Here is a 23637-nt window from a genome sequence, read left to right on the forward strand (position 1 = left end):
CGTAATTCCTTCCCGCTTCACAAACGGATCCGAGCAGGGGCGGGAATGGAATTTGTCACGCAGGGTAGCCTTACCTAACCTTTGCTCGTCCCAAAATCATGAATGTCAGGGCCGAGCAGGTGATGAGCCCGAGCATGACACAGGCCATGGGCACGGCGGTGCCCGATCCGGCAAGTCCGACCAGCGGGGCCGCGGCGGCCCCGAGCGCGAACTGCAGCACGCCCGTCAGTGCCGAGGCGCTCCCCGCGATCTGTGCCGGCTGTGAGCCGAGCGCCAGCGCGCCGGTGCCGGGCAGCGTCAGGCCCTGGCCCAGCATGATGACGAACAGCCCGGCCACGATCCCCCAGAGACCGAGGTCGGCCAGCGCGGCGGTCATCAGCAGCACCGCGCCGATCAGGCCGGTGAACAGGCCGATGCGGACCAGCAGGGTCGGCGGCACCCGCCCGGACAGCCGGCCGCCGAGCTGGGCGGTGGCGGTCAGGGCCAGGGCGTTGAGGCCGAAGATGAGGGAGTACTGCTGGGGCGTGGCGCCGTACACCTCCTGGAGGACGAACGGCGAGCCGGAGATGTAGCCGAACATGGCCGCGAACGCCAGCCCGCCGGTCAGGGCGAAGCCCATGAACGCGCGGTCGCGCAGGAGCTGCCAGAACGTGCGCACGGTGTGCTTGAGACCGCCGCTCTCGCGCTCGGCCGGGGGCAGCGTCTCGCGCACGCCCGTCAGCACGGCCAGCAGCAGCACGACGCCCGCGAGGCTGAGCGCCACGAAGACGCCCCGCCACGAGGTGAACGCCAGCAGCTGCGCCCCCGCGATGGGGGCGAGGATCGGGGCCAGGCCGCTGACGAGCATCAGCGTGGCGAAGATGCGGGCGATGGCGGCGCCGTCGTACAGGTCGCGCACGACGGCCCGTACGATCACCAGCGCCGCGCCGCCGAGCATGCCCTGCAGCAGGCGGAAGGCGATGAGCATCGGCACCGAGGGGGCGAACGCGCACAGCAGCGAGGCGGCCATGAACCCGGCCACCCCCACCATGAGCGGCACCCGCCGGCCGCGCACGTCGCTCACGGGACCGGCGATCACCTGGCCCACGGAGACGCCGATGAGACAGGCGGTGAGGGTGAGCTGGACCTGCGCGGGGGCGCTGAGCATCTCGGAGGCGATGGAGGGCAGCGCGGGGAGGTACATGTCGATGGAGAGCGGGCCGATCGCCGAGAGGGCACCGAGGATCAGCAGCAACAGCCCGCGGCGGCTCCTCGTCTCCGGCTGGACGGCTGTGGGCGTGGCGACTTGTGCCACGGACATGCGTGCTCCCCTTCCCTCGTAGGCCTGTGGCCCACGAGGGCCGAGGGATCAAACCATGTTCCGGTCCTCCGAATTCCCGGTTATCAGATATTTCAGGAAATCTCGTGAAGCTGGATGATGGAGAGCGTCGCGCCGTGCGGGTCGGTGAACGCCGAGAACCGGCCGGGAGTGGCGTCCATGCCGCTGACCAGCATCCGGGCGCCCGCCCGCTCGGCCGCCGCCGTCGTGGCGTCGAGGTCGGCGACGGCGACGTACGTCATCCAGAACGACGGCGTCGCGGCCGGGTAACCGGGGTCCATCTCCAGCATGCCGCCCACGGCGTGCCCGCCCACGTGCCACTCGGTGTACTTGCCGAGCGGCGTCTCCAGCAGGTGGGGGTCCCACCCGAAGACGGCGGGGTAGAAGGTCTCGGCGGCCGGCAGGTCGCGGGTGACCAGCTCGCTCCAGCAGAACGAGACGGGCTCGTTGACCAGCTCGGCCCCCGGGTGGTCGGCGGCCTGCCAGCCGGCGGCGAACGAGCCGTCGGGCGCCCGGAAGACGGTCACGATGCCGTACTCGAAGACCTGCGTGGGCTCCATGGCGACCGTGCCGCCCGCCTGCCTGACCCGGTCGGCGAGGGCCGCGGCGTCGTCCGTGGCGACGAACGTGTCCCAGGTCGAGACCGGCTGGCCGGCCATGGCCGGAACCAGCCCGGCCACCTTGCGGTCCCCGTGGAGGAACATGCCGTAGCCGCCGGCCGCCGGGTCGTCGATCGTCTCCGCCCGCCAGCCGAGGACCTCCTCGTAGAAGCGCGCGGAGGCGCCGACGTCGGTGCTGGACAGGTCCACCCAGCACGGCACTCCGGGGGCGTACTCACTGCGTCGAGACATTGCCACCTCCTGGGCAGGGGATCTCACCGCCAGGCTGCCACTCCGTGCGCGCGGGCAAAAGGAACGGCGCAAAAGGAACGGCGGGGCTGGACATGTCCAAATGAGGTCATGTTCACCTGCGGCCCGGACCGCCTGGGGAAGTCCCTAAACTCGTGGCCATGGATTCCCCAGCCGTCGAGATCGTCGACCTGGTCAAACGCTACGGCGGCAGCACCGCCGTGGACGGCCTCACGCTCCGTGCCGAGCGCGGGGCGGTCACCGCGGTCCTCGGTCCCAACGGCGCGGGCAAGACGTCCACGGTGGAGATCTGCGAGGGGTTCCGCAAGGCCGACGCGGGCACGGTCAGGGTGCTGGGCCTGGCGCCCACTCTGCCCGAGCTGCGCCCGCGGGTGGGCGTCATGCTGCAGGCGGGCGGCGTGCCGCCGGCGATGCGCTGCGGCGAGTGGCTGCGACTGGTCTCGCGCTTCTACGCCCGGCCCCTCGACCCCGATGCGCTGCTGGTGCGGCTGGGGCTGGCGGAGCACATACGCACTCCCTACCGGCGGCTGTCCGGCGGCCAGCAGCAGCGGTTGTCGCTGGCCGCGGCCGTCGTCGGCCGGCCCGAGCTGGTCTTCCTCGACGAGCCGACGGCGGGCCTCGACCCGCAGGCCAGGCACGCCTGCTGGGAGCTGGTGGGCGAGCTGCGCGCGGCGGGCGTGTCGGTGGTGCTGACCACGCACCACATGGACGAGGCCGAGCGGCTGGCCGACCACGTCGTGATCATCGACCGGGGGCGGGTGGTGGCCGAGGGCAGCCCGGCCTCGCTGACCGGGGCGGAGCGGCAGCTCAGGTTCCGGGCCCGGCCGGGGCTGGCGCTGGAGGAGTTGCTCAACGCGCTCCCGGCGGGCAGCGCGGCCAAGGAGTCACCGGCCGGCCACTACATCATCGAGGGCCTGGTCGGCCCCGAGCTGCTGGCCACGGTGACGGCCTGGTGCGCGGCCGAGGGCGTCACGGCCGACGACCTGCGCATCGAGCGCCGCACCCTCGAAGACGTCTTCCTCGAGCTGACCGGCAGGGAGCTGCGATGACCGCCCCATGCCCGACCACCGCGCCCGACCATCCCACCGCGGGAGAGCTGCGATGACCGCGCCCGACTCGACCCTCGACCTCACCCCGGCGCCCGGCGCGGCGCCGTTCCCGCGCATGGTGGCGGCGCAGGCGGGCGCCGAGATCCGCGCGATGCTGCGCAACGGCGAGCAGCTCCTGCTGACCTTGATCATCCCGGTGCTGCTGCTGGCCGGCTTCTCGCTGGCGCCGCTGATCGACGTCGGCGGCGGGCGGCGGGTGGACTTCCTGGTGCCCGGCGTGCTGGCGCTGGCGGTCATGTCCACGGCCTTCACCGGGCAGGCCATCGCGACCGGCTTCGAGCGCCGCTACGGCGTGCTCAAGCGGCTGGGGGCGACCCCGCTGTCCAGGAGCGGGCTCATGCTGGCCAAGACGGCGGCGGTCGTGGGCGTGGAGATCATCCAGGCCGTGATCATCGTGGTCGTGGGGCTGGCGCTTGGGTGGCGGCCGCAGGGGTCGTTCCTGAGCGCGGCGCTGCTGATCGTGCTGGGCACCGCGGCCTTCAGCGGGCTCGGGCTGCTCATGGCGGGCACGCTGCGCGCGGAGGCCACGCTGGCCGCGGCCAACCTGGTCTACCTGGTGCTGCTGGGGGCGGGCGGGGTGGTGTTCCCGCTGACGAAGTTCCCCGAGGCGGTGCGGCCGGTCCTGGAGGCGCTGCCCATCTCGGCGCTCACCGGCGGGTTGCGCGCGGTGCTCGCCGAGGGCGCGGCGCTGCCGCTGGTCCCGCTGGCCGTCCTCGCCGTCTGGGCGGTGCTGTCGCTGGGGCTGGTGTCGCGTACCTTCCGCTGGGAGTAGCCCGGGGCGCCCGGCGTCATTCGGGGAGCGGGTCCGGGCGGTCGGCGGGCAGATCGGCGGGCAGGGCGCCGTAGCGGCGGCGGGTGAGGGCGGCCACCGCGGTCAGCGGGATCGCGGCGCCCGCGGCCAGGCCGAACAGCAGCCCGTACCTGCCGTGCTCGGCCAGCGGCCCGGCCGCCCATGACGCGACCGCGCTGCCCACGAACAGCGCGCAGGCGAAGAACGCGATCGTGGTCCCCCTGGCCTCCGGCACGATCGAGGTGGCCCACGTCTGCAGCGAGGAGTGCAGGAAGGACCAGCCGCCGCCCAGCAGCAGCGCGGTGACGGCCACGGCCGGCACGCTGACGTGCACCGCCACGATCGCGAACCCGAGACAGAGCTGTGTGCCGCCCACGACCATCAGCAGGGGCGCGGGCCAGCGGCCCGACAGCTGCTTGACGAGCTTGGAGAAGGCCCAGAGCCCCAGCCCGTACGCGGTGATGGCCAGGCCCGCCACGGCGGCGGCCAGCCCGGTGTGCTGCAGCGCGGTGGCCAGGAAGGGCATGGCGCCGAGCATGATCGCCCCTTCGGTGAAGGCCAGCCCGAACACCAGCAGCGCCCACCGCTGTCCCAGCACCGCCCCCAGGTACCGGCGCACTCCCGTCCCGCCCCGCAGGGCCGACTCCTCCCGGGGCGGCTCGGGCAGCGAGCGCAGCGACACCGCGCAGGCCAGGGCGCAGGCGGCCGGTACGGTGAAGGCCACCCGCCAGTCCACCAGCCCGGCGACCACCCCGCCCAGTCCCGTGGCCAGCGCCGTGCCGAGGGCGGCGGCGGCCATGAGGTCGGTGAGGGCGCGCTGGCGTACCGACGGCTGGACGGTGTCGCCCACGTACGTCAGGCCCGTGGGGATCACCGCGCCGAAGCAGGCGCCCGTCACGACCCTGGCCACCACCAGCGTGGCCAGCACCGGCATCAGCGCCGAGGCCGCCCCCGCCACCGCGGCGCCGAACAGCGCCCAGCGCATCACCCGCACGCGGCCGAACCGGTCGGACAGCAGGCCCCACAGCGGCTGGGTCAGCCCGTACGCCAGGTAGTAGCCGCTGGCGGCGCCGACCGAGGCCGACAGCGAGACGCCGAGGTCGGCGGCGATGAGCACGAGCATGGGGCTCACCGCGAAGCGGTCGAAGCTGCTGACGAAGGAGGCCACGGACAGGGCCAATGGCGGGCGGGAGAGGCTCACGGGCAAGGTGGGGGATTTCATGCGTCCATGGTCTATTTGTCCGGATGAATGATCCAGTAAGCAGTAGTACCACCTTAAATCAAGGGATGTCTCCCCAGGTGAGTAGGCTGAGCCGGTTGCCTCGCGTTCCAGAGGAGTCCTGTGACCGACTTTGCCCTTGACGACCCGTTCGACCGCGGCTCCGGCGTGCCCCGGCCCGGAAACCTGTTGCGCACCGCGGCCGACTCGATCCCGCCCTCCGGGCTCGTGCTGCTGGCGATCTTCTCGGTGCAGCTCGGCGCCGGCTTCGCCAAGGAGCTGTTCGCGGCGCTGCCGCCGAGCGCGGTGGTGTTCCTGCGCATCGCGGCCGGCGGGGTGATCATGGCGGCGGTGGTCCGGCCCAGGCTGAAGGGGCTGTCCTGGCGCGACTGGGCGGTGGGCGTCGGCTTCGGCCTGACGCTCGCCGTCATGAACCTGACCTTCTACGAGGCCCTGTCGCGGCTGCCGATGGGGATCGCGGTGGCGATCGAGTTCCTCGGGCCGCTGGGCGTGGCGGTGGCCGCCTCCCGGCGCCGGATCGACCTGCTGTGGATCGGGCTGGCGGCGGCGGGCGTGGTGCTGCTGGCGCCGTGGGGCGCGTCGGAGTCGGTGAGCTGGGTCGGCATCGGGTTCGCGATGGTGGCCGGGGCCGGGTGGGCGGGGTACATCCTGCTGTCGGCGGCGGCCGGGCAGCGCTTCCCGGGGACGAGCGGGCTGTCGTTCGCGATGATCGTCTCGGCCGTGGCGATCGCCCCGGTCGGCGTCGCGACCGGCGGGGCCGACCTGCTGGAGCCGGAGTTGCTGCTGATCGGGCTGGGCGTGGGGCTGCTGTCGTCGGTGATCCCGTACTCGCTGGAGCTGCAGGCGCTGCGGCGGATGCCCAAGCACGTGTTCGGCATCCTGATGAGCCTGGAGCCGGCCGTGGCGGCGCTGGTCGGGGTGCTGCTGCTGAGCGAGTTCCTGCACACGCAGCAGTGGGCGGCGATCATCTGCATCGTGGCCGCCAGCCTGGGCTCGACCCGGGCGGGCAGCAGGCGGCGGAAGTAGCCGGGGAGCCGGAGGAGGGCCGCCGCGCGCCCGTGGGATGGGGTCTCGGGCGCGCGGCGGGGGGCTCGGCCTCGGTGGGCGGGGTGTGCCGAGCCCGGGGACGGTCAGCGGAGTGCGGGAGTCCGCGTGACCAGGCAGGTGCCACCACCGGAGGGCGGGGGTGGCCGGTCCGCTGAGGACCAGGATCTCGGGGCCGCCGGCGCTCGCGCGAGGCGTCGCTCGGTCGGCTCACAGTCGAGATTACCGCCATCGGGGAGTGTCTGATCCCCGAATGTCAGAACTTGGCGCTCAGAACCGGTGCTCGGCTCAGTGCTCGGCCCAAATGCCGCGTACGTGGCCGATGTGCTCCCCCATGAGCTGCCCCACGGCCGTGCTGTCGCCGCTCTTGAGCGCGTCGAGCAGCGCCAGGTGCTCCCGGGCCGAACCGCCGAGCGTGCCGCGCTCGGAGAGCTGGGACAGGCCGTAGAGCCGGGCCCTGTTGCGCAGGTCACGCACCACCGAGACCAGGTGGGCGTTGCCGCACAGGGACAGCAGCTCGACGTGGAAGCGCAGGTCGGCGTCCACGTACGCGAGCAGGTCGCCGCGCTCGCTGGCCGAGACGATCTCCTCGGCGATGGGCCTGAGCCGCTCGAACTCCTCCGCCCGCGAGCTGTCGGCCAGCCGGGCCACCGTGGGCACCTCGATGAGCTGGCGGATCTCGGTGAGCTCGTCGAGATCGCGGTCGGACAGCTCGGTCACCCGGAAGCCCTTGTTGCGCACCGCCTCGACCAGGCCCTCCTTGGCCAGGTCGAGCATGGCCTCGCGTACGGGCGTGGCCGAGACGCCGAACTGGGCGGCCAGCACCGGGGCGGAGTAGACCACCCCCGGCCGCATCTCCCCCGTGATCAGCGCGGCACGCAGCGCGTGCGCGACCTGCTCGCGCAGGCTCTGCCGCTCCCCCACCATCGGCAGGTCGAGCCGGTCCTCGGCAGCCATCCGCCCATCCCTTCTATGTCCACGCCTCGTAAGCGGCAGCCGCGACCACGAGGTCCTCCCACGCCATGCCCGTGCTCTTGAACACGCGCGGCCCCGGACCGGCGACCACCCTTCCGGCGATCAGCTCGGCGAGGTTTCCGGCGAGATGACGGGAGGTGATCGTACCCCGGCGAATCGGGACGATGACGTCGCCGGCCTCCGCGAGGGCGGACGCCCTGGCCTCGACGACCACGGTGGCGCGGGCGACGAGGTCGCCGTCGAGCTCGCGGGCGTCCGGCTCGTGCGACCCGACCGCGACGACGGTGACGCCGTCGCGGGCGAGCTTACCGGGGAACAGGGGGTCTCTGGCCGTGGTGCAGCAGGCGATGAGATCAGCCGCGGCCACCGCTTCGGCCACCGGACCGGCCACCGGGCCGACCGCTGGGCCCGCCTCTGGGCCCGCCTCTGGGCCCGCCCCTGGGTCCGCCTCTGGGCCCGCCGCCGGCGGATCCGTCCGGGCGCGGGCGGTCAGGCCCAGTTCGCGGCAGCGGGCGGCGAGGGCCTCGGCGCGGCCGGGGTCGCGGGCCACGACCGTCACGTCCTCGACCGGCCGCACCTCGCGCAGCGCCAGCACGTGCCCGTACGCCTGCGGCCCGCTGCCGAACACCACCAGCCGCCGCGCCCCCGGCTCGGCCAGGTGCCGCACGGCGAGGGCGGAGACGGCGGGCGTGCGCAGCGAGGTGAGCGCGATCCCGTCCATGGCCGCCAGCGGGGCCAGGGTGTCGCCGTCGAACAGCAGGTACGTCCCCTGGATCCGGGGCAGCCCCAGCTCCGCGTTGCCGGGCGCGATGCTCACGGCCTTGACGCCGACGTACCGCCGCATGGACGCGGGCATGAGCAGCAGCTGCCCGGCGGGCACGTCCACGATGGGCCGCGGCGGCGTGGCCTCCGGGTCGAGGCCGGCCCGCAACGCGTCCTCCAGGACCGCCACGGCCCGGCCGATGGGCACCAGCCGCTCCAGCGTGGCGGCGTCGAGGTAGGGCAGCCCGCTCATCGCAGCGTGAACCCGGTCGGGAAGGGGTCGTCGGGGTCGAGCTCGAAGACGTGCCGCCCGGTCCGGTGGGCCATGCCGTCGATCGCCACGACCACGCCCTCGCCGGTCCGCTCGACCACCCGGGCGGTGAAGACGCTGCCCACGATGCTCCGGTGGACGAGGCCGCCGCGCCTGCCCCGGCCGTCCAGCCCCTCGTCCAGCCCCTCGTCGTCCAGCAGCGCCATCCGGGCGGCGGTGCCGGATCCGCACGGCGAGCGGTCCACCTCCCCGTCGGCGAACACGGTGACGTTGCGCTGCTGCCTGACGCCGTCCAGGTCGGGCAGCTCGTCGTGGAAGATCACCCCGTAGACGCCGGACAGCCGCTCGTCGGACGGGTGCCGCGCGGCCGGGTGGCCGGCCAGCCCGGCCTTGATGCGGGCGGCGTGGCCGACGAGGGCGTGCAGGTGCCGGGGCTCGACCGACAGCCCGAGGGCCGAGGCCGGCACCGAGGCGTAGATGGCGCCGCCGTAGGAGACGTCCGCGCTCACGCCCGCGACGGGCACGTCGCGGGCGATGACGAACGAGGGCACGTTGACGAAGGTCACGGATTCGACCCGGCCGCCGGCGGTCCGCACGCGGGCCGTGACGCGCCCGGAGGGCACGTCCACGACCACGTCCGTCACGCCGTCCTGCACCGCCTCGACCAGCCCCTCGTGCACCGCGTACGCGCCCAGCGCGATCGTGCCGTGCCCGCAGGCGGTGGAGAAGCCGTCCTTGTGCCAGAACAGCGCCCCCAGGTGCGCCCCGGGGTCGTTCGGCGGGACGAGGAAGCAGCCGTACATGTCGGCGTGCCCGCGCGGCTCGTGGCACAGCAGCCGCCGCACGTCGTCGAGCTCGGCCATGGCGGTCGTGCGGCGCGAGAGCACGTCGGCGCCGGGGATCTCGGGCACGCCGCCGGTCACGATCCGGAACGGCTCCCCGGCCGTGTGGTAGTCGACCGTGGTGATCGTCACAGCTCGAACCCCGCGGGGAACGGGTCGCGCGGGTCGAGGAAGTATTGTGCGGTGCCGGTGATCCAGGCCCGGCCGGTGATCGACGGGACGACCGCGCTCTGCCCGCCCACGGCGGTCTCCTCCAGCAGCCGGCCGATGAACCGGGTGCCGATGAACGACTCGTTCACGAAGTCCCGGCCGAGGGGCAGCTCGCCCCGGGCGTGCAGCTGGGCCATGCGGGCGCTGGTGCCGGTGCCGCAGGGCGAGCGGTCGAACCAGCCCGGGTGGATGGCCATGGCGTGCCGCGAGTGATGGGCGTCGGAGCCGGGGGCGGCGAAGTAGACGTGGTGGCAGCCGCGGATGCGGTCGTCCTCGCGGTGGACGGGCTCGTCGGAGGCGTTGATCGCCTCCATGGTGGCCAGGCCGGCCGCGATGATCTCGTTCTTGGCCTTGCGGTCGAAGGGCAGGCCGTAGCGGTCGAGGTCGACGATGGCGTAGAAGTTGCCGCCGTACGCCAGGTCGTACGGGATCTCCCCGAACCCGGGCACGGTCACCGAGGCGTCCAGCCGGTCGCAGTAGGAGGGCACGTTGCGCAGCGTCACCGACATGGCCATGCCGTCCTCGACGGCCACGTCCACCTCGACGAGCCCGGCGGGCACCTCCAGGCGTACGGTCGTGACCGGCTCCACGACCTCCACCATGCCGGTCTCGACCAGCACGGTGGCCACGCCGATGGTGCCGTGGCCGCACATCGGCAGCAGCCCCGACACCTCGATGAACAGCACGCCCCAGTCGGCGTCCGGCCTGGTGGGCGGCTGGAGGATGGCGCCGCTCATGGCCGAGTGGCCGCGCGGCTCGGTCATGAGCAGGGTACGGATGTGGTCGAGGTGGTCACGGAAGTGGACGCGCCGCTCGGCCATGCTCGCGCCCGGGATCACGCCGATGCCGCCGGTGATCACGCGGGTGGGCATGCCCTCGGTGTGGGAGTCGACGGCGTGGAAAACCCGTTTGGTCCTCATCGCAGCCCTTCTGCCAGTGCCTTCTCGGTCGCCGCCCGCACAATAGCCGCTTGCTCGTCCGTCAGTGGCTGCCTGGGCTGCCTGCACGGGCCCCCGTGGCGGCCGGCGAGGTCCATGGACAGCTTGATGGCCTGGACGAACTCGGTCTTGGAGTCCCAGCGCAGCAGCGGGTGCAGGGTCCGGTAGAGGGGCAGCGCGGTCTCCAGGTCGCCGGCGACGGCGGCACGGTAGAGGGCGGAGCTGGCCGCGGGCAGCGCGTTGGGGTAGCCGGCGATCCAGCCGACCGCCCCGGCCACGGCCAGTTCGAGCAGCACGTCGTCGGAGCCGATCAGCAGGTCCAGCTCGGGGGCCAGCTCGGCGATCTCGTACGCCCGCCGTACGTCACCGCTGAACTCCTTGATCGCCACGATCAGCCCCTCCTCGTGCAGCCTGGCCAGCAGCGCGGGAGTCAGGTCGACCTTGGTGTCGTAGGGGTTGTTGTAGGCCACGACCGGCACACCGGCCCTGGCCACCTCGCGGTAGTGCTCGACGACGGAGCGCTCGTCAGCCCGGTAGGAGTTGGGCGGCAGCAGGAGCACCGAGCCGCAGCCGGCCTCGCCCGCCTGCTCGGCCCAGCGGCGCGACTCGGCGGCGCCGTACGCGCCCGCCCCGGCCATCACGTTGTCGCCGCCGACGGCCTCGACGGCGGTCTCGATCACCTTGGCCCGCTCCTGCGGGGTGAGCGTCTGGTACTCGCCGAGCGAGCCGTTGGGCACGACGCCGTCGCAGCCGTTCTCGACGAGCCAGCGGCAGTGCTCGGCGTAGCCGTCGTAGTCGACCGACAGATCCTCGCGCAGGGGCAGCGCGGTGGCCACCATGACGCCGTGCCAGGGCTTGCTGCGATGTTCCATCTGGGAGTCCTCCATGTCGGGGGTCAGTGAGCGGGGTGGTCGTCGGGTCCCGGCGCGCCGGGGGTGTCGAGGTCGAGGGAGCCGAGCGCGCCCAGGGTGACGGGCTGGGCGATGGGGCGGCGGGGCGGCTGCGGCGGCTCCCCGGCCAGGCAGGAGACGGCGTAGCCGCAGATGCGGCCCTGGCACCAGCCCATGCCGGGGCGGGCCAGGAGTTTGATGGAGCGCGCGTCGGTGGCGCCCATGGCCTGCGCCTCGCGTACGCGGGACAGCGGCACCTCCTCGCACCGGCACACGATCGTGTCGTCGCGCAACCAGCCCTGCCAGCCGGGCCGCACGGGGTAGGCCCGCTGCAGCGCCTCGCCGAACGCCCGCCACCGCTGCCGCCGCCGCGCGAGCACCGGCGGGACCACGTCACCAGGGGCCGGGGCGGCGGCGTCGTGACCGGGCCTGGTGGCCACGTCGCGACCGGGCGGGGAAGCGGCGTCGCGTCCGGGCGTGGAGGCTGTGTCGGCGGCGATGGCGCGGCCGGCGATGCGACCCTCCAGCTCGGCCAGCCGCCAGCCGCCCACCCCGGCGGGCTCGCCGGCCGCCCACACGCCGGGCACGGTCGTGCGCAGGGTCGCGTCGACCGCCAGCACCGGGCTGCCGTCCACGTCGTGCCGGGTCTCGCACCCGAGCTGCGTCCCCAGCTCGATCTGCGGCACGAACCCGTACCCCACGGCCACGGCGTCGCACTCCACGACCCGGGTGGCCAGAACGTTCCACTCCTCGTCGAGGCGGGCCACGGTGACGGCCTCCACCTCGCGGTCCCCGTGGGCGGCGACCACGGCCTGGCGCGTGCGGTACGGCACCCGGTGCCGGGCCAGGGCGGCCGCGTACCCCGCCGCCTCCCCGGCCTTGCCCAGGGCCAGCAGCGGATGCCGGGCCAGGCCGAGCCCGCCGTTGGCCTCGTACACACCGAGCACCCGCGCGCCGGCGCCGGCCAGCCCCGTGGCGACGGGCAGCAGGAACGGGCCGGTGCCGGAGACGACGATCCGCCCGCCCGCCACGACGCCGCCGCCCTTGAGCAGCGCCTGCGCGCCGCCGGCGGTCAGCACGCCGGGCAGGTCCCAGCCGGGGAAGGGCAGCGGCCGGTCGTGCGCGCCGGTGGCGATCAGCAGCCGCCGGGCCCGCAGCACCACCGGCCGCTCGCCCGAGGTGTCCCTGGTCAGGCAGTGCACGACGAGGCCGGCGTCCGGTTCGCGGGACACGCTCCACACCTGGTGCCCGAGCAGCACGTCGGCCCGGGCGCCGAGCGCCCGCGCCTGACGCAGGAACCGGTCGAGCCCGGGGGCGGCCTTGGGTACGGCGGCGTGCCGGAAGTACTGGCCGCCGAGCCGCGTACCGGAGTCCACGAGCGCCACCCGCAGCCCGGCCAGCGCGGCCGTGAGCGCGCCCGCCATCCCGGCGGGCCCGCCGCCGACCACCACGAGGTCGTACGTCACGCCGTCGTCACCTCGTCCCCCGGCGCGGCCTCCAGCAGGCAGGCCCGTTCGGGCGCGCGCCCGTTGACCGAGATCAGGCAGTCGAAGCAGACCCCGATCCCGCAGAACAGGCCGCGCGGCCGCCCGCCGAACCGGGTGGTGCGCCACGAGCGCACGCCGGCCGCGTGCAGCGCCGCGCCGATCGTCTGCCCCGGCACGACCGGCACCGGCCGGCCGTCCACGGTGATGTCGAAGGTCACGCGGCCTCCTCGGCGAAGCGGTCGGGACGGAAGGGGTGCAGGTCGAGGTCGGGCCGCCGGCCGGCGAGGAGCTGGGCGAGCAGGTGGCCGGTCGCGGGGGCCAGGCCGATGCCGGCCCCCTCGTGCCCGCACGCGTGGTACAACCCCGGCACGCGCGGATCGGCGCCGATGACGGGCAGGTGGTCGGGGCAGTACGGCCGGAACCCGCAGTAGGACCTGATCGCCCGCACGTCGCGCAGCGCGGGGAACAGCGCCACCGCCTGCGCGGCCAGCCGCGACAGCACCGGCACCGACGTCGTCCGGTCGAACCCGACCCGCTCCCTGCTGGCCCCGATGAGCACGGTCCCGGCGGGCGTGCCCTCCACGACGGCCGACGTCTCCAGGTCGGCGGAGTCGCTGGCCACGTTCGTCACGTAGGCGGCGGTGTAGACCTTGTGCCTGATCAGCGGCTCGCGCAGGGGCTCGGTGACGAGGATGAACCCGCGCCTGGGCAGGATCGGCAGGTTCGCGCCCGCCAGGGCGGCCACCTCGCCGCCCCAGGTCCCGGCCGCGTTGACGACGGCGCCGCCGAGCAGGTCGCCGTGCGAGGTGCGTACGCCCGTCACCCGGTCCCCGGACCGGAGGAACCCGGTCACGCGGACCCCGAGGCGCAACCGCAGCGTGCCGTGCCCGAAGCTCTCGGCGCCGTGCCGGAGCAGGGTCGCGGCGGCCAGCATGGGCTGGACCTGCGCATCCTGCGGGTAGTAGACGCCGCCCGCCAGCCCCTCGGCCAGGTGCGGCTCGTAGTCGCGCAGCTGCGTCCCGGTCACCGGGGCGTGCTCCACCTGCTGCTTGGCGGCCAGCTCGGCGAGCTGCCCCAGGACATCATCGGTCTCGGCGACAACCAGCCCGCCCTTGGGCTCGAACTCGAACCCGCCGAGCCCGGCCAGCGAGCGCCACAGCCGGTTCGACAGCACGGCCAGCTCCAGCTCGGGCCCCGGCTCCTTGTCGGACACCAGCACGTTGCCCTCGCCCGAGCCCGTCGTGCCGCCCGCCACGGGCCCCCGGTCGACCACGGTCACGTCGAGCCCCGCGCGCGCGGCGTAGTAGGCGCAGGCCGCCCCCACCACGCCCGCGCCGACGACGATCACGTCGGACATCACCACCTCCTCTCAGTAATATGTCACATACCCTGCTGTCTTGAGAAGCCCGTTCCCGATGGCGGGACCGACCGGCCGGGCCCCTACCATCGATGACGTGAAGCTACCCGCGGACAACCCCAACGTCTTCGTGCGCTTTCTGCTGTCCTTCTGGGCACCGACGACGCGGTCCCTGCGGGCCTGGGCGCTGGCCTCCGTGGTGGTCAACGCCGGCATCGCGGTGACCGGGGCGGGCGTGCGCGTCACCGGCTCCGGGCTCGGCTGCCCGACCTGGCCCAGGTGCACGCCCGACAGTTTCGTCCCGGTGGCGCATCCCGAGGTCTCGCCGCTCAACATGGCCGTCGAGTTCGGCAACCGGCTGCTGACGTTCCTGGTGCTGGCCGTGGGGGCCGCCTGTGTCGTGGCCGTGCTGCGGATGGCGCAGCGCCGCCGCTCGCTCGTGCTGCTGTCGTGGCTGCAGCCGGCGGGCATCGTGGTGCAGGCCCTGTGGGGCGGGCTGGTGGTCAACACCATGCTCAACCCGTTCACCGTCGGCATGCACTTCGTCTTCTCCGTCGGCCTGATCGCCGCCTGCTGGCTGCTGTACGCCCGCGCCGGCGAGGGCGACGGCCCGGTGCGCCGGATCGTGCACCGCGACATCCGCCGGCTGGGCAACGTGCTGCTGGCGTCCGTGTTCGCGCTGGTGGTGGCCGGCGTGGTGGTCAGCGGCACGGGCCCGCACTCGGGCGACGAGCGGGCCTCCCGCTTCGACCTCGACATCGAGGCCGTGGCCCGGCTGCACGCCGACGTGGCCTACCTCGTGGTGGGGCTGACGTTCGCGCTGCTGTTCGCCCTGCACGTGACCAACGCGCCCCGGCCCGCCCGGCGGGCGGCGCTGGCGCTGCTCGGGGTGGAGCTGCTCCAGGGCGTGATCGGCTACACGCAATACTTCCTGGCCGTGCCGGCCGCCCTGGTGCTGCTGCACGTCCTCGGCTCGACCCTGGTCTGGATCGCCGCGCTGAGGGTCGTCACCTCGCTGCGGGCGCGTGACCCGGAGGCCGCCCCCGCGCACCACTCCCCCACCGAGGCCGCCGCCATCGCCTGAGCGGATATGCCAGGCTATGTGGTGTTAAGTTCGCCACTCCCCCGGCCCACAAGGGGTGCGATTTGCTGGGAAAAGTCCGCCCCACTCGAAAGGGGCTGCGCCGGGCGTACCAGGGGCTCGTGCTGCTCAGCGTGCTCGCCCTGGCGCCCATGACGTGGGCCTGGCTCGGCAGCTCGGGCCACCGGGTGATGGCCGAGGGCCGGGAGTGGCTCGGGCAGGTGCCCGAGACGCAGGCCGCGCTCGTGCTGGGGGCGGGGCTCTACGCCGGGCAGCCCACCCCGATGCTGGCCCGCCGGCTCGACATCGCCGCCGAGCTCTATCACGCGGGCAAGGTGCGGGCGCTGCTGCTGTCGGGCGACAACAGCCGCAAGGAGTACGACGAGCCCACGGCCATGCGCGACTACCTGCGCGCCAGAGGTGTGCCCGACACGGTGATGGTGCTGGACTACGCCGGGTTCGACACGTGGGACTCGTGCGTGCGGGCGCGCAAGGTGTTCGGGGCCGAGCGGGTGACGGTGGTGACCCAGGAGTTCCACATCCCCAGGGCGGTCACGCTGTGCCGGACGGCGGGGCTGGAGACCTTCGGGGCGGGCGACGACTCGGCCCGGCGATGGGCCTCCACCACGTACGTCTACGCCGCCCGCGAGCTGCTCGCCACCGCCAAGGCCTTCGCCGACGCCCTCGTCCTGCACTCCGACCCGATCTCCCCCGGGCCGCGCGAGGTCTCGCTCACCCGCATCCTCGGTCAGCCGGGCGCGCCCGGCGCGTAACCCGGCGGCGGTGAGCCCCTGGCGACCGACCTGGCGTGCACCGACGGCACCGGGAAGTCCGCGCGCGCGGTGCTCATGCACTCCAGCAGCGCCCGCTGCTCCTCGTGGAAGGTGTGCTCGTCGACCATGTGGCGGCCCGCCCGCTCGTGCAGCAGCCCCAGCTCGGTGGCGGCGAGCTGGTAGTCGCGCATCGCGCGCAGCCCCCGCTTGCCGCCGTGGGCCTTGGCCCACTGCCGGGCCTGGCGGCGCCGGGAGAAGGCCGACAGCATGTAGATGTCGGCCTCGTTGACCAGCTTGGTCGGCTCGTACGGCGGCAGATAGCGCTGGATGAGCGCCACGATCCGCCGCCGGTCCCTGAACACCACGCCGATGAGCACCACCAGCACGACCAGCAGCGCCAGGTAGGCCACCACGAGCCCGGGGAACCCGCCGTAGGAGGCCAGCCCGTTCCACAGCCCGTGCAGGATCATCGCCCCCGACCAGCCCGCCAGCACGTAGGTCACCCGCTCGGGGCCGCCCCGCTGGGCCGCGTACGCCACGCCGACCCCGATCATCGAGCTGAACAGCGGATGCGCCAGCGGCGACAGGATCCCGCGCAGGACCACCGTGACCGCCAGCCCCTTGAACCCCTGCCCGGACAGCGCGGAGATGTAGTAGCTGACGTTCTCGCTCATGGCGAAGCCGAGCCCGACCATGCTGGCGTAGATGATGCCGTCGGTCGGCCCGTCCAGCTCGGCCCTGCGGAACCTGAGCAGCCCCAGCAGCACCAGGCCCTTCATCGTCTCCTCCACCACGGGGGCGCCGAACGTGGCCGCGATGTTGCGGGCGCTGGCCTCCGACAGCTTGGCGGTGTCGATGATGTAGTGCAGGTTGAGCGAGTTGATCACACCGGCGACCAGCACGGCGACGCCCGCGCCCCACGCGAAGGCGAAGACGAGGTTGCTGCGCGGCTCGGGCTCCATCCGGTCGAGCGCCAGCACCGCCGCCAGCAGCAGCGGCACGGGCGCCAGCGCCAGCGCCAGGGCGATGAAGAACTGCACCGGCGCGCCGTTGAACACGTCGAAGGAGAACGAGACCAGAGCGCAGATGCCGGTGAGGACCAGCCCGATGATCAACGCGAACGACGGGCGGTCCTTCAACACCCAGCGTGGATCACGGGTCGCCATAGGGTGACTTTAACGGATCAGAGTGCCGGGGTCCGTGCGGGTCCGCGCAGTGCCGGTCGAGGCCGGGAATGCCGTGGTCGACCTGGAGCGTGGTGTGGCCGATCTCGAACCGCTCGTGCAGCAGGTCGGCGAGCCGCGTGCGCACCCGGTGACAGTCGGAGCCCCTCGCCACGATCACGTGGGCCGACAGTGTGGGGTACCCACTCGTCACCGTCCAGACATGAAGGTCGTGCACCTCCTCGGTCGCCGAGCAGCCGGAACAGCTCGGCCAGCCGCGTGGCCTCCTCAGGCGTGACGAGCCGGTCGCGGGTGGCCGCGACCCGGGCGGCGTCCGGCTCCTGCACCACGCACCCGTCCAGCCCCGCCACAACACCTGAAGAGCTATTCATATGTGCATGATACGGACGGAAAAAAGCCCGGCGCAACGGCCGGGCCGGAACGGATCAGGCGAGCAGCGGGTCGATGGCCACGGCGAGGAACAGCAGCGCCAGGTAGGCGTTGGACCAGTGGAAGAAGCGCATGGGCCGCAGGTCGACGCCGCTCTTGCCGGCGTTGAGCCGGGCCAGCAGGCGGTGCACCTCCCACAGGCACATGACGCCGAGCACGGCGGCCACGACCGGGTAGAACAGCGTGGTGCCGGCCACCGGCCACAGCGCCAGCGAGCACAGCACGGTGGCCCAGGTGTAGGCGATCGACTCCAGCACGACCCGGCGCTCGGTGGCCACCACGGGCAGCATCGGCACCTTGGCCGCCGCGTAGTCCTCCTTGTAACGCATGGCCAGCGTCCAGGTGTGCGGCGGCGTCCAGAAGAACACCACCCCGAACAGCACCAGCGGCGCCCAGTCGAGCCGCTCGGTGATGCCGGCCCAGCCGATCATCACCGGCATGCACCCCGCGATGCCGCCCCAGACGATGTTCTGGGCCGTGCGCCGCTTGAGGATCATCGAGTAGACCAGCACGTAGAACAGGATCGCCGCGAGTGACAGCAGCGCGGCCAGCCAGTTGGTGGTCAGCCACAGCCCCGCGGTGGACAGGACGCCCAGCACGATGCCGAACACCAGCGCCCCGCGCGGCGAGACCTGGTGCCTGGCCAGCGGCCGGCGGCGGGTGCGGCGCATCTTCTGGTCGATGTCGCGGTCCACGTAGCAGTTGAGCGCGTTGGCGCTGCCCGCCGACAGGGTGCCGAACACCATGACCGAGATCGACGTCCACAGCGGCGGGAGGCCGCCCGCTGCGAGGAACATCACCGGCAGCGTCGTGATCAGCAGCAGCTCGATGATCCGCGGCTTGGTGAGCGCGATGTAGGCCCTGATGGTCATGCCTATCGAGCGCGGCGCCTTCACCTGCGGTGAGGGGGCCGTCGCCTGCCTGTTGGTCAGCACCGTCAAGGCGCTTCCAGCCTGTGCGGAGTCAACGCGTAACCTCTGTAAAGAGCGGATCCATGGGCGGGCGCCGTGACGCCCCTGCGAACAAACAAACTGTAGTCGCAGGGTCGGCCGGTCCGGCCAATGGGGGGCTTGCGCCGTACATGGACACGCGAGGGTGGAATGGGAATCGATCGCCAGCTCCACTCGGTTAGGGTCCCGTGTAGGCGCGGGCGCGCAACCTGCGGCAGGCCGCCGGAAGGCGGCCCGTCTCGGGCGGGACAGCCGACCGGCATACCAATGACAACTAGATTCCGGAGATCGAGCACTTGAGCACCGAACTCGTGCCAGCCCTTGAATGGACCGACCTGGACAAGCAGGCGGTCGACGTCGTTCGAGCCCTGGCCATGGACGCAGTGGAGAAGGCGGGCTCGGGTCACCCCGGCACCGCCATGAGCCTGGCCCCCGCCGCATACCTGCTTTTCCAGCGCGTGATGCGTCACGACCCCACCGATCCCGGGTGGCTCGGACGTGACCGGTTCGTGCTGTCGTGCGGCCACTCGAGCTTGACGCTCTACATCCAGCTCTACCTGTCGGGCTACGGCCTCACGCTGGACGACCTCAGGCGGTTGCGCCAGTGGGACAGCCTGACCCCCGGTCACCCCGAGCACGGTCACACGGCGGGTGTGGAGACCACGACCGGCCCCCTCGGCCAGGGCCTGGGCAACGCGGTCGGCATGGCGATGGCGGCCCGCCGCGAGCGCGGCCTGTTCGACCCCGACTCCGAGGCCGGCTCCTCGCCGTTCGACCACCACATCTGGTGCTTCGTCAGCGACGGCGACATCGAGGAGGGCATCAGCCACGAGGCCAGCTCGATCGCCGGCCACCAGAAGCTGGGCAACCTCATCGTCATCTACGACGACAACCACATCTCCATCGAGGACGACACGCAGATCGCCCTGTCGGAAGACGTGGTCGCCCGCTACGACGCCTACGGCTGGCACACCCAGAGCGTCGACTGGACCGCCTCCGGCGACTACGTCGAGGACGTCCAGGCCCTCTACGACGCCCTGCAGGCGGCCAAGGCCGAGACCGACCGGCCGTCGTTCATCCGGCTGCGCACCATCATCGGCTGGCCGGCCCCCAACAAGAAGAACACCGGCAAGATCCACGGCTCGGCCCTGGGCGAGGCGGAGGTCGCCGCCACCAAGGAAGTGCTGGGCATGGACCCGGCCAAGACCTTCCACGTGCCGGCCGAGGTGCTGGCGCACGTGCGCGGCATCGCCCAGCGCGGCCGCGCCGACCACGCCGAGTGGGAGAAGGCCTACGCCGAATGGCGCCTGGCCAACCCCGAGCGGGCCGCCGAGCTCGACCGCATCTCGCACCGCGAGCTGCCGGCCGGCTGGGCCACCGCGCTGCCCTCGTTCGAGGTGGGCGCCTCGGTCGCCACCCGCAAGGCGTCCGGCGAGGTGCTGGGCGCGCTGGCGCCGGTGCTGCCCGAGCTGTGGGGCGGCTCGGCCGACCTGGCCGACTCCAACCTCACCACGATGAAGGGCGAGCCGTCCTTCATCCCGGAGGAATACCAGACCAAGGAGTTCCCCGGTAACCGCTACGGCCGCACGCTGCACTTCGGCATCCGCGAGCACGCCATGGGCGCCATCCTCAACGGCATCGCCCTGCACGGCGGCACCCGCCCGTACGGCGGCACGTTCCTGGTCTTCTCCGACTACATGCGCCCCTCGGTCCGCCTGGCCGCGCTGATGAAGCTGCCGGTCACCTACGTGTGGACGCACGACTCCATCGGCCTGGGCGAGGACGGCCCCACCCACCAGCCGATCGAGCACCTGTGGGCGCTGCGCGCGATCCCCGGCCTCGACGTGGTGCGCCCGGCCGACGCCAACGAGACGGCGTACGCCTGGAAGGCCGTGCTGGAGCACACCGACCGGCCTGCCGCCCTGGCGCTGACCAGGCAGAACCTGCCGGTCTACGAGGGCACCAGCGCCGACGGCGTGGCCCGCGGCGGCTACGTGCTGCGCGACGCGTCCGACGGCCAGCCGAAGGTCATCCTCATCGCCACGGGCAGCGAGGTGCAGATCGCGGTGGACGGCCGCGAACTGCTCGAGGCGCAGGGCATCCCCACGCGAGTGGTCTCGATGCCGTGTGTTGAGTGGTTCAAGGGGCAGGAATCCGCATATAGGCAGACGGTTCTGCCCTCGTCGATCCGGGCTCGCGTCGCGGTCGAGGCGGGCATCGCGCTCGGCTGGCACGAATACGTCGGCGAGTGCGGCGAAGTGGTCAGCCTCGAACACTTCGGTGCCTCCGCGCCGTACAAGACTCTGTACGAGCAGTTCGGTCTGACGGCGGAGCGGGTGGCGGCCGCGGCGAAGGCGAGCCTGGCCAAGCTGGGTCAGGACAAGGGCGAGACGACGGGAAACTGAAGAAAAGATGAGCGAGATCCTCAACAAGCTGTCCGGCCAGGGCGTGGCCATCTGGCTTGACGACATCAGCCGCGAGCGCCTGCGCAGCGGCAACCTGGAACAGCTGATCCGCGAGAAGAACGTCGTCGGAGTGACTTCCAACCCGACGATCTTCGCCAACGCGCTCAGCAAGGGCGACGCCTACGACGCCCAGCTCCACGACCTGGCCGTGCGCGGCGTCGACGTGGGCGAGGCCGTACGCGCGATCACCACCTACGACATCCGCTGGGCCGCCGACGTTCTGCGCCCGGTCTACGACGCCTCCGGCGGAGTGGACGGCCGCGTCTCGCTGGAGGTCGACCCGCGGCTGGCCCGCGAGAGCGAGAAGACGGTCGCCGAGGCCCGGTCGCTGTGGTGGATGGTGGACCGGCCCAACCTGTTCATCAAGATCCCGGCGACCCTGGAGGGCCTGCCCGCGATCACGCAGGCGCTGTCGGAGGGCATCAGCGTCAACGTCACGCTGATCTTCTCCCTCGAGCGCTACCGCGCCGTCATGGACGCCTGGCTGGCCGGGCTGGAGGCGGCGCAGGCCAAGGGCCTCAACCTGGCCACGATCGAGTCGGTGGCCTCGTTCTTCGTCAGCCGCGTCGACACCGAGATCGACAAGCGCCTCGACAAGCTGGGCAAGCCGGAGCTGAAGGGCAAGGCGGGCGTGGCCAACGCGCGCCTGGCGTACGCGGCGTTCGAGGACGTGATGAACTCGGAGCGCTGGCAGCGCCTGCGCTCGGCGGGCGCCCGCCCGCAGCGGCCGCTGTGGGCCTCGACCGGTGTCAAGAACCCCGAATACTCCGACACCCTCTACGTCGACCAGCTCGTCGCCCCCGGCACCGTCAACACGATGCCGGAGAAGACGCTCGACTCCACGGCCGACCACGCCAACATCACCGGCGACACCGTGCGCCCCTTCTACGAGCAGGCCTGGAACACCATGGCCGCGCTCAAGGAAGCCGGCGTGGACTACGACGACGTGGTCAAGGTGCTGGAGGACGAGGGCGTGGAGAAGTTCGAGGCGTCCTGGAACGAGCTGCTCGAGAGCGTCACCAAGAACCTGGTTCCGTGATGGAGGTCTCCTACCGCGAGGAGGGGGTGGCCTCGGCCGCCTCCTCCGTCGCGGGGCGCCTCGTCGCCGACGGCGTGCCCGCGCGGCTCGCCGCCGGCGACCCCACGCTGTGGGGTGAGGACGCCGAGGCGGAGGCGGCGGTCAGGCTCGGCTGGCTGACCCTGCCCCGCTCCTCCCGCGAGCTCCTGCCCGTACTGGGCGAGCTCGCGGGCCGGGCCCGCGCCGCGGGCCTGACGAACGTGGTCCTGGCCGGGATGGGCGGCTCGTCGCTGGCGGCGGAAGTCATCTGCAACACCGCCGACGTGCCGCTCACGGTGCTCGACACCACCGACCCGGGGCAGGCCCGCCGCGCCCTGACGGACCAGCTCGAATCCACGGTCGTGGTCGTGGCCAGCAAGAGCGGCTCGACCGTGGAGACCGACTGCCACCTGCGCGTCTACGAGCGGCTCTTCGCCGACGCGGGCCTGGCGCCCGCGAGCCGCATCGTGGTCGTCACCGACCCGGGCTCGCCGCTGGAGCGGCGGGCCGTGGACGGCGGCTACGAGCTGGTGCTCGCCGTGCCCGACGTGGGCGGCCGCTACGCGGCGCTGTCGGCGTTCGGGCTGGTGCCCGCCGCGCTGGCGGGCGCCGACGTGGAGCGGCTGCTCGACGAGGCGGACGAGGTGCTGCCGCTGCTGTCGCGCGACACCGGCAACCCGGGCCTCGACCTGGGGGCCGCGCTCGGCGGCGCGGCGCTGGCCGGACGCGACAAGCTGGTGCTGGAGGACCAGCTCTCGCCCATCACCGGGCTGCCCGACTGGATCGAGCAGCTCGTCGCCGAGTCCACCGGCAAGCAGGGCAGGGGGATCCTGCCGGTCGTGGGCGCCGATCCCAACGAGACCGGCGACGAGCTGATCGTCGCGATCGATTCGGACGTCGGGGACGTACGCGTGGACGGGCCGCTGGGCGCGCAGTTCCTGGTCTGGGAATACGCCACCGCCGTCGCCGGGTTGCTGCTGGAGATCGACCCCTTCGACCAGCCGAATGTGGCCGAGTCGAAGGAGAACACCGCGACCCTGCTGGCCCTGCCCGACCTGCCGGTCGGCGCGCCGTCGTTCGTGGACGGCCCGGTCGAGGCGTTCGGGTCGGCGACGGCCAAGGACCTGCCCGGGCTGTTCGCCGAGCTGCTGCACGCGATCCCGGGCGACGGTTACCTGGCGGTCCTGGCCTACCTCGACCGGCTGGCGGCCTTCGACGCGCCGGTGCCCGACGGGGCCGACTTCGAGCAGATGACGGACGCCTGGATGATGGCCGATCCGGCCACGTTGCGGGCCCTGCTCGCGCTGCGCACGAACCGGCCGGTGACGTTCGGGTGGGGGCCCCGCTATCTGCACTCGACCGGGCAATACCACAAGGGCGGGCCGCAGAACGGGGTGTTCCTGCTGATCACCGGGGAGGTTTCCGAGGACGTCGCCGTCCCCGGCGCCCCCTACTCGCTGGGCCGGCTCCAGCTCGCCCAGGCGCTCGGTGATCTGGGGGCGCTGGAAACCCGCGGGCGTCCGGCCGTACGCCTGCATCTGACCGACCGCGCGGCGGGAGTCGCGCGTTTGCTCGCAGCCGCACAGGAGGCTTGAG

General features: G+C 72.8%; 22 protein-coding genes. 8 read left to right on the forward strand and 14 right to left on the reverse strand.

Translation table 11 applies throughout. The annotated features are described in order from the left end of the window. Positions 1–70: 70 nt before the first annotated feature. Entirely contained in the window at positions 71–1300 is a 1230-nt protein-coding gene (locus AB0J69_RS22500; protein WP_364120246.1) for a multidrug effflux MFS transporter, read from the reverse strand. 92 nt (positions 1301–1392) lie between these two features. Next, positions 1393–2169, reverse strand: coding sequence for a VOC family protein (locus tag AB0J69_RS22505; RefSeq protein ID WP_364120249.1), 777 nt, complete (start codon positions 2167–2169; stop codon positions 1393–1395). A 158-nt stretch (positions 2170–2327) separates the two neighbouring features. Here AB0J69_RS22505 and AB0J69_RS22510 point away from each other — a divergent pair, with 158 nt between their 5' ends. Continuing rightward, the gene (locus AB0J69_RS22510; protein ID WP_364120252.1) at positions 2328–3236 is read left to right on the forward strand and encodes an ABC transporter ATP-binding protein; all 909 of its coding nucleotides are present in this window, start codon (positions 2328–2330) and stop codon (positions 3234–3236) included. Between the two features lie 52 nt (positions 3237–3288). Beyond that, the gene (locus AB0J69_RS22515) at positions 3289–4068 is read left to right on the forward strand and encodes an ABC transporter permease (protein ID WP_364120255.1); all 780 of its coding nucleotides are present in this window, start codon (positions 3289–3291) and stop codon (positions 4066–4068) included. A gap of 16 nt (positions 4069–4084) precedes the next feature. On the opposite strand, the gene AB0J69_RS22520 is transcribed toward AB0J69_RS22515, so the two are convergent. After that, the gene (locus AB0J69_RS22520; RefSeq protein ID WP_364120258.1) at positions 4085–5308 is read right to left on the reverse strand and encodes an MFS transporter; all 1224 of its coding nucleotides are present in this window, start codon (positions 5306–5308) and stop codon (positions 4085–4087) included. 120 nt (positions 5309–5428) lie between these two features. On the opposite strand from AB0J69_RS22520, the gene AB0J69_RS22525 reads away from it, so the two are divergent. Next, the gene (locus tag AB0J69_RS22525; protein WP_364120260.1) at positions 5429–6352 is read left to right on the forward strand and encodes an EamA family transporter; all 924 of its coding nucleotides are present in this window, start codon (positions 5429–5431) and stop codon (positions 6350–6352) included. A 306-nt stretch (positions 6353–6658) separates the two neighbouring features. Here AB0J69_RS22525 and AB0J69_RS22530 read toward each other — a convergent pair whose 3' ends face one another. The 8 genes from AB0J69_RS22530 to AB0J69_RS22565 are packed head-to-tail and all read right to left on the reverse strand — an operon-like array spanning position 6659 to position 14102. Continuing rightward, positions 6659–7327, reverse strand: coding sequence for a GntR family transcriptional regulator (locus tag AB0J69_RS22530; protein ID WP_364120263.1), 669 nt, complete (start codon positions 7325–7327; stop codon positions 6659–6661). Between the two features lie 13 nt (positions 7328–7340). Continuing rightward, on the reverse strand, positions 7341–8360 hold the full coding sequence (locus AB0J69_RS22535) for an ornithine cyclodeaminase family protein (protein WP_364120266.1): 1020 nt from the start codon (positions 8358–8360) through the stop codon (positions 7341–7343). Further along, a complete protein-coding gene (locus AB0J69_RS22540; protein ID WP_364120269.1) occupies positions 8357–9352 on the reverse strand; it encodes a proline racemase family protein in 996 nt (331 codons plus the stop codon). Before AB0J69_RS22540 ends, AB0J69_RS22535 begins: the two co-directional genes overlap by 4 nt. Beyond that, positions 9349–10350, reverse strand: coding sequence for a proline racemase family protein (locus AB0J69_RS22545; protein WP_364120276.1), 1002 nt, complete (start codon positions 10348–10350; stop codon positions 9349–9351). Before AB0J69_RS22545 ends, AB0J69_RS22540 begins: the two co-directional genes overlap by 4 nt. Further along, the gene (locus AB0J69_RS22550) at positions 10347–11240 is read right to left on the reverse strand and encodes a dihydrodipicolinate synthase family protein (protein ID WP_364120278.1); all 894 of its coding nucleotides are present in this window, start codon (positions 11238–11240) and stop codon (positions 10347–10349) included. The genes AB0J69_RS22545 and AB0J69_RS22550 overlap by 4 nt, the downstream gene beginning before the upstream one ends. A 23-nt stretch (positions 11241–11263) precedes the next feature. Further along, positions 11264–12724 (reverse strand): FAD-dependent oxidoreductase, encoded by a 1461-nt coding sequence (locus AB0J69_RS22555; protein ID WP_364120281.1) that lies wholly within the window; start codon positions 12722–12724, stop codon positions 11264–11266. Then, positions 12721–12963: a (2Fe-2S)-binding protein gene (locus AB0J69_RS22560; protein ID WP_364120284.1), complete on the reverse strand. Its 243-nt coding sequence runs from the start codon at positions 12961–12963 to the stop codon at positions 12721–12723. The genes AB0J69_RS22555 and AB0J69_RS22560 overlap by 4 nt, the downstream gene beginning before the upstream one ends. Beyond that, a complete protein-coding gene (locus AB0J69_RS22565) occupies positions 12960–14102 on the reverse strand; it encodes an FAD-binding oxidoreductase (RefSeq protein ID WP_364120287.1) in 1143 nt (380 codons plus the stop codon). The genes AB0J69_RS22560 and AB0J69_RS22565 overlap by 4 nt, the downstream gene beginning before the upstream one ends. A 97-nt stretch (positions 14103–14199) precedes the next feature. Here AB0J69_RS22565 and AB0J69_RS22570 point away from each other — a divergent pair, with 97 nt between their 5' ends. Continuing rightward, complete coding sequence (locus tag AB0J69_RS22570; RefSeq protein WP_364120290.1) at positions 14200–15186, forward strand: COX15/CtaA family protein; 987 nt, start codon at positions 14200–14202, stop codon at positions 15184–15186. A gap of 62 nt (positions 15187–15248) precedes the next feature. Continuing rightward, complete coding sequence (locus AB0J69_RS22575) at positions 15249–15956, forward strand: ElyC/SanA/YdcF family protein (RefSeq protein WP_364120293.1); 708 nt, start codon at positions 15249–15251, stop codon at positions 15954–15956. Here the strand turns inward: AB0J69_RS22575 and AB0J69_RS22580 are convergent. From AB0J69_RS22580 to AB0J69_RS22590, 3 genes are all read right to left on the reverse strand, one after another. Then, complete coding sequence (locus tag AB0J69_RS22580; protein WP_364120295.1) at positions 15932–17122, reverse strand: PrsW family intramembrane metalloprotease; 1191 nt, start codon at positions 17120–17122, stop codon at positions 15932–15934. The two genes, AB0J69_RS22575 and AB0J69_RS22580, sit on opposite strands and share 25 nt — an antisense overlap. Further along, positions 17109–17300 carry a hypothetical protein gene (locus tag AB0J69_RS22585; RefSeq protein WP_364120298.1) on the reverse strand — a complete coding sequence of 64 codons (192 nt, stop codon included), beginning with the start codon at positions 17298–17300 and terminating at the stop codon, positions 17109–17111. The genes AB0J69_RS22580 and AB0J69_RS22585 overlap by 14 nt, the downstream gene beginning before the upstream one ends. Before the next feature lie 265 nt (positions 17301–17565). Next, on the reverse strand, positions 17566–18510 hold the full coding sequence (locus AB0J69_RS22590; protein WP_364120301.1) for a heme o synthase: 945 nt from the start codon (positions 18508–18510) through the stop codon (positions 17566–17568). A gap of 320 nt (positions 18511–18830) precedes the next feature. Between AB0J69_RS22590 and tkt the strand changes: the two genes are divergently transcribed. From tkt to AB0J69_RS22605, 3 genes are read left to right on the forward strand one after another with little or no spacing between them, the layout of a single operon-like run. After that, a complete protein-coding gene (tkt, locus tag AB0J69_RS22595; RefSeq protein ID WP_364120304.1) occupies positions 18831–20924 on the forward strand; it encodes a transketolase in 2094 nt (697 codons plus the stop codon). Between the two features lie 7 nt (positions 20925–20931). Continuing rightward, a complete protein-coding gene (tal, locus tag AB0J69_RS22600) occupies positions 20932–22023 on the forward strand; it encodes a transaldolase (protein WP_364120306.1) in 1092 nt (363 codons plus the stop codon). Then, entirely contained in the window at positions 22023–23636 is a 1614-nt protein-coding gene (locus tag AB0J69_RS22605; protein ID WP_364120440.1) for a glucose-6-phosphate isomerase, read from the forward strand. Before tal ends, AB0J69_RS22605 begins: the two co-directional genes overlap by 1 nt. Position 23637: the final 1 nt, after the last annotated feature.

Source organism: Nonomuraea sp. NPDC049709, assembly GCF_040674815.1.
Classification (GTDB): domain Bacteria; phylum Actinomycetota; class Actinomycetes; order Streptosporangiales; family Streptosporangiaceae; genus Nonomuraea.

Bases quoted from the DNA above. Each gene is read 5' to 3' on its own strand.
- AB0J69_RS22550 (WP_364120278.1), bottom strand. From the start codon at position 11,240: ATGGAACATCGCAGCAAGCCCTGGCACGGCGTCATGGTGGCCACCGCG.
- AB0J69_RS22605 (WP_364120440.1), top strand. From the start codon at position 22,023: ATGGAGGTCTCCTACCGCGAGGAGGGGGTGGCCTCGGCCGCCTCCTCC.
- AB0J69_RS22580 (WP_364120295.1), bottom strand. From the start codon at position 17,122: ATGGCGACCCGTGATCCACGCTGGGTGTTGAAGGACCGCCCGTCGTTC.
- AB0J69_RS22505 (WP_364120249.1), bottom strand. From the start codon at position 2,169: ATGTCTCGACGCAGTGAGTACGCCCCCGGAGTGCCGTGCTGGGTGGAC.
- AB0J69_RS22520 (WP_364120258.1), bottom strand. From the start codon at position 5,308: ATGAAATCCCCCACCTTGCCCGTGAGCCTCTCCCGCCCGCCATTGGCC.
- AB0J69_RS22535 (WP_364120266.1), bottom strand. From the start codon at position 8,360: ATGAGCGGGCTGCCCTACCTCGACGCCGCCACGCTGGAGCGGCTGGTG.
- AB0J69_RS22545 (WP_364120276.1), bottom strand. From the start codon at position 10,350: ATGAGGACCAAACGGGTTTTCCACGCCGTCGACTCCCACACCGAGGGC.
- AB0J69_RS22500 (WP_364120246.1), bottom strand. From the start codon at position 1,300: ATGTCCGTGGCACAAGTCGCCACGCCCACAGCCGTCCAGCCGGAGACG.
- AB0J69_RS22530 (WP_364120263.1), bottom strand. From the start codon at position 7,327: ATGGCTGCCGAGGACCGGCTCGACCTGCCGATGGTGGGGGAGCGGCAG.
- AB0J69_RS22515 (WP_364120255.1), top strand. From the start codon at position 3,289: ATGACCGCGCCCGACTCGACCCTCGACCTCACCCCGGCGCCCGGCGCG.
- tal (WP_364120306.1), top strand. From the start codon at position 20,932: ATGAGCGAGATCCTCAACAAGCTGTCCGGCCAGGGCGTGGCCATCTGG.
- AB0J69_RS22565 (WP_364120287.1), bottom strand. From the start codon at position 14,102: ATGTCCGACGTGATCGTCGTCGGCGCGGGCGTGGTGGGGGCGGCCTGC.
- AB0J69_RS22510 (WP_364120252.1), top strand. From the start codon at position 2,328: ATGGATTCCCCAGCCGTCGAGATCGTCGACCTGGTCAAACGCTACGGC.